Raw genomic sequence first — 4,719 nt, 5'->3', positions numbered from 1 at the left:
CGAAAGGGACCGACCTGGCGGAGCACTCGCAAGCCACGCTCAATGAAGTGGCAAGGCAGTTGAACAGTCGTCCTCGGAAAACACTAAACTACGAAACGCCCGCTGAACGATTTAGCCAATCTGTTGCATCGACCGGTTGAATCCACAGTCGACATGAGTCAGTCGCCGTAAGCGGCAGTCTACCGATGCCGTTCAGTCATGAAAGGCACAGGCAATGAACGCGGAAACAATCCAGAGCTAAGTTAGAGCGGCTTCCAAAGCATACTCATCCACAATGTCGCCAGACTCGAAGATTCCGGTCTCGGCGATTTTTTCTCGAGCATTTTCGATGTCCTGCACGAACATGACGACAGCGAGATCCCTAGTCGCTCGGGAACAACACACGTAGAAAAGCCTTCTGGTGCGATCCATCACGCTATCCTTGCCCTGCGCAAAGTTTTCCATATCAGTATCTGAGGGCTCCACAATGCCGAAGTACTTTTCGTAGGAGAACTGCCTTTGCCCCCTGCCTTCTTCGTCATCTATGAGCACCAAAACTCGTTCAAATTCCGCCCCTTTCACTCCCTGCTGGGTCGCAAACGGTGAAAGATCTTCGAGGTAGTGACGATAGCCAGCCAATTCACCGACACCGCAACGTAGGAAAGCCGACACTGCAGGGATCTCAGGATCATCATCGTCGGCTGCGCGGTCTGGGCCCAAGTATTTTTCCCACGCTTCGTCCAGCTGCAGCAGACCTGCTGCCTGGGAGTGAACGAGCACGTCCTGCATTAATGCATCGCTCGAAAAAATGAGTCTGGCCAACTCTGTTGTGGATACTTGCAATGCCCGAAGCACCGCTACCGGATCGCCACCGACGAGAGCCGTTGGCTGTAGTAACGGACATTCCGAACGCAGGAAAGTCATGACGTCAAGCTTTCGGTTTTCTGAAACCGCAATTGCCAAGGGTAGCAAGTAACTCAGAAACGGCCGCAGTGGCCATGCGGTGCCGTCCTTGAGACCCTCCTTGATGGACGGTGGTGCTTCGTTGTCATTCAAAGCAGCGTAAAGATTAGGAAAGCCGAGCCTCGCCGCTGCCATCCGATGCACGACCACCAACACCCGGAAGTCAGCGGCAGAGTCATCACTCACCCAATGATCGTCTTCGTTCGCACGCCGCATCCATTCACGAACTTTGTCTAGCTTCACTGAGCGATGGTCATCCGCTCTCAGTAGGAAGAAGCGTGCAGATCCCATGACAGGTTCAGGATTGCCGTCAACCCAGTTCATCCGGCCTCGTGTTTGACACAAACCGTCATCGGGCTCCCGGATAGCATTCACTACTTGGAGCACTCGTTGCGGACACCTGAAGTTTTCGGGCTTGGTGATTTGCTCCCAGCCTGTGGCCGTCTCGATGACTCCAACACCGTCAAGGTAGATTTTTTGCATGGGATCGCCAAAAAATCCAAGGCAGAACTCCACAGGAGTCGTCTCGGCAATCCTTCTAAATGCAGCCACTACTTCCGGACGCGTATCTTGGCTTTCATCAATGAAGAGGACTGGATACCTGCTGGCGATGACATCACGAAGCAACTGGCTCTGCTCGATTAGCTCGACCGCCGCCGAAATAACGTCGAAGTGCCCGAGTACACCTCGTCCGAAATCGCTTCCCGCGCCGTAGTTAAAATGAGTCAAATGCCTTACGGCCTCAAGGTGACGTTGGTAACGCGCGATATCTTTCACGAGCCGCTCACGAGTTGCTGCCCGAGTCCTAGGCTTGTCATGATGTTGTTGCGCCTCGGCGATTTTCTCGTGGATCCTTGCGATGACCCAAGCCTTCAAATTTACTTGGAATGGCCTAATTACCGTCCACAGAAAACTATGAATCGTCGACACGTGGAACAGCGGATCGTTACCTACGTCACCCCAGATTTCCTTGACCGCTACTTCAGTGTAGGTAATGCAAGCGACTCTCTGACCACGCACGTTGAGTTTTAGTCTTCGCGTCTGGCCGAGGTGCGCAAGGGCTTTTACCAGCGACGTCGTCTTCCCAGAACCCGCGCCGGCAACCATGACAAAGCTGCGTTGGGGGCGCTGGTCCAAGCACATTCGCAGTTCGATATCTGCTTGAGTATCTGGTTGACCGATACGCGCAGTCATACCTCACCTCCGTTGTGAGGCTCCTCCGCCGCTGCTATTACGGGCGGTGGCGGGGCGACCAGACTTTCTAACCACCGAAGACCGTCCGAAATGTAATTCGGCACCACCCATGCCGACGGCTCTTGAGCCAGCAGCCCGAGAGCGAAATCAGTTTTACGAAAACTTGAGCTTTTGACCTTACGGTAGAGGCGCTCCGCAATACCTTCGATTTCCAGATTGTTGGAGCCCTTGATGCGTAGGCCAAGATCCTTGCGGTCCAGGTGCTGCGTCCAGGTTAGATTTTGCAGTGCGAACGCTTCCTCCAACGTCCTACCTGTCCTCACTTGAGTCGCTCCGCCCCACACCACCTCTACTGGTGTCTGGTAAGCAACGCGCACAAGGGCGCCGCCTTCTTCGTTTCGGAGTTGAGTGCGCTGTTCGGCAGTCGCAGCCAGCAGATCGTCAATCGTGGTGTGCCCAGGCAGCCACTTGATCAACATCTGGTTTGAAGTAAGAGCTCCAGCTTCATGAACCATGCACGCCTTGCGCCCTGTACGTCTCGCTTCAGCCTCCTCAGCTTCCTCATTGTCGTCAGGCTCTGCATCCGCTGGATCCTCATCAACCGGCACCTCGCCGTTTGCGTGCAAAGCGCCCGCTGCGGGCGGCGAAACACTGTCAATGTCGGTCACGATCAGAGAAGTGAGCCCCAAGAAATCAATGAGGCCTTTGAATCGATGGCCGAACGCGCCACCCACTTCTAAAACGCTCAAATAATTCGACTGAAGTCGAGGTGCAGCTTTAGCAATCATTTGCGGCATCAGTAGCCGCTCGACGTTCCCTTCAACCAAAATGGCCGCATCAGCGAAGAACAGGTCGCAGTGCGTTAGCCTAAGGTATCGCTCAAGAAAATCCCTAGTGCGGTCATTTGGGTCGCTAGGATCTACGGCCGCCTCATAAAAAGCTGTCATGCTGAGCACTTGAGATTGCTGTATGCCGGCATCCGCTACTCGCCGAAAATACCGTATGGGTTTAAAGCCTCGTTCGTAAAGGACGTGAGGCGAGTGCGTCGAGACTACAAGCTGGCTGGTGCAATATGGGGCGTCTTCCTCGGGCACGGCAAGGATGTCTAACACCTTCCGAATGAATACCTGCTGCAACTGAGCATGGAGATGCGCCTCCGGCTCTTCTATGAAGATCAGGTGGAGCGGTGGGCGGCTTTCCTCAATGTCCAACCATCGACCATGAACATCGAGCAGTTCAACAACCATATAAATCAGGTTCTTGAAACCGAGGCCGTTGTACCTATCAGGCAAGGTTGCCGTGACCTCTGCTGCTCCGAGAGCGCCGAGCGCGTAGTGAACACGTGCCCCTTCATGGCTACTCAGAATGGTCGCAGGGTTCAATGCAGTCTTGATCAGCAGCCGAGGATTATTGACCCCGGGATATCCCAGATCGGCCAAACGCTCCAAAGTGGGACCGAAGACACGTTCCAGATGGTCATTCAGCAGACTCTCGGACTGGTATAGTGCGCGCTGAGCGTCATAGTCCTCGCCGCGCTTCTCAAGGTTCCGTTCATAGAAACGACTCAAACAACGGGAGAGATCTTCGGATCGAGATCCAGCATTGGAGTCGGACAGGTGACGCTGGGCATGCAAACAGTCGACCTTTACCAAGCTACCCAGTACATCCCTGCCGCTACGACCCTTATCAGGAAGCAGGCGTAGAGGCACGTAACCATCAAACTGTTTAAAACCAGCGTCAAATCCGGCGCTATCGAGTATGTAGTACCGCAATTCGAAATCACGCCTTAGCCTGTCACCCACGGTGTCTGCAATGAAGTCACAAAGGTCACGCGGTCGCGGGTTGTACCCGTCTTGCGCAATGGCTGATGCCACGCCTTCCCCTACTGGCTGCAACTGAGCACGCCGCGCGCCGGCCCGTGCTTCTTGGAAACTGCTTCTCAGCAGGCCGGCATCTGTTGCTGCGAGTTCCACTCGAATACCAACCCGGGCACCTTGCCACTCTAGGCTAGGTAGCAGATCTACAACTCGATGCAGATCGGCTGGCGTGACGCGAAACCAGATGTCGAGGGAGATGGTTGGCAGTTCGACTCCGTCCGCCCCTTCTCCGAAAGCGTTGATGGCATCCCAGCATTCTGAGCTGAAATCATGGAGGGTAAATCGATCCTTCGAAGCTGAGGTAAAAAGCTGCAAAGCGTGCGCCGCAGATGTTTTACCGCTGTTGTTGGCCCCGACAAATATTGAAATATCGGACGCCAGATCAATGCGAGTGTCCTTCAGACGACGGAAATTACGTACCCAAACGGTCTCAATATGCATATCACTCAGACCCCTGAAGATAGTTTTTTAACACTGAATGAGTCGCTTCCACGTTCCTAGACACGCCAGGTAATTTAGTTGGGTGCACAGGCCCTCTGACCAATGTCCACTTCTGGCTGTGGATTCAACCGGTCGATGCAACACAACTAAATTCTGTGTAAGCAGAAGGAGTGTTGCAGATGAAGCAGAGACCTCGGATCTATTACACCGAAAGCCAGAAGAAACTGATGTGGGATCACTGGCAGAAAGGCGACTCTCTCCAGCA

General features: G+C 54.0%; 2 protein-coding genes and 1 pseudogene. 1 reads left to right on the top strand and 2 read right to left on the bottom strand.

What is annotated here, in order from left to right; genetic code table 11:
* A pseudogene (locus DK261_RS08670) lies at nucleotides 1-140 on the top strand (IS30 family transposase); the annotation flags it as partial.
* Between the two features lie 97 nt (nucleotides 141-237).
* On the opposite strand, the gene DK261_RS08665 reads toward DK261_RS08670, so the two are convergent.
* Nucleotides 238-2,136, bottom strand: coding sequence for a UvrD-helicase domain-containing protein (locus DK261_RS08665; protein ID WP_110175581.1), 1,899 nt, complete (start codon nucleotides 2,134-2,136; stop codon nucleotides 238-240).
* Nucleotides 2,133-4,454: an ATP-dependent endonuclease gene (locus DK261_RS08660; RefSeq protein WP_110175580.1), complete on the bottom strand. Its 2,322-nt coding sequence runs from the start codon at nucleotides 4,452-4,454 to the stop codon at nucleotides 2,133-2,135. The genes DK261_RS08665 and DK261_RS08660 overlap by 4 nt, the downstream gene beginning before the upstream one ends.
* Nucleotides 4,455-4,719 lie beyond the last annotated feature (265 nt).

Source organism: Pseudomonas sp. RW409 (assembly GCF_003184125.1).
Taxonomy (GTDB): domain Bacteria; phylum Pseudomonadota; class Gammaproteobacteria; order Pseudomonadales; family Pseudomonadaceae; genus Aquipseudomonas; species Aquipseudomonas chlororaphis_I.
Note: the sequence above shows the minus strand (reverse complement) of the source record. Positions and strands in the feature narration are given on the sequence as shown.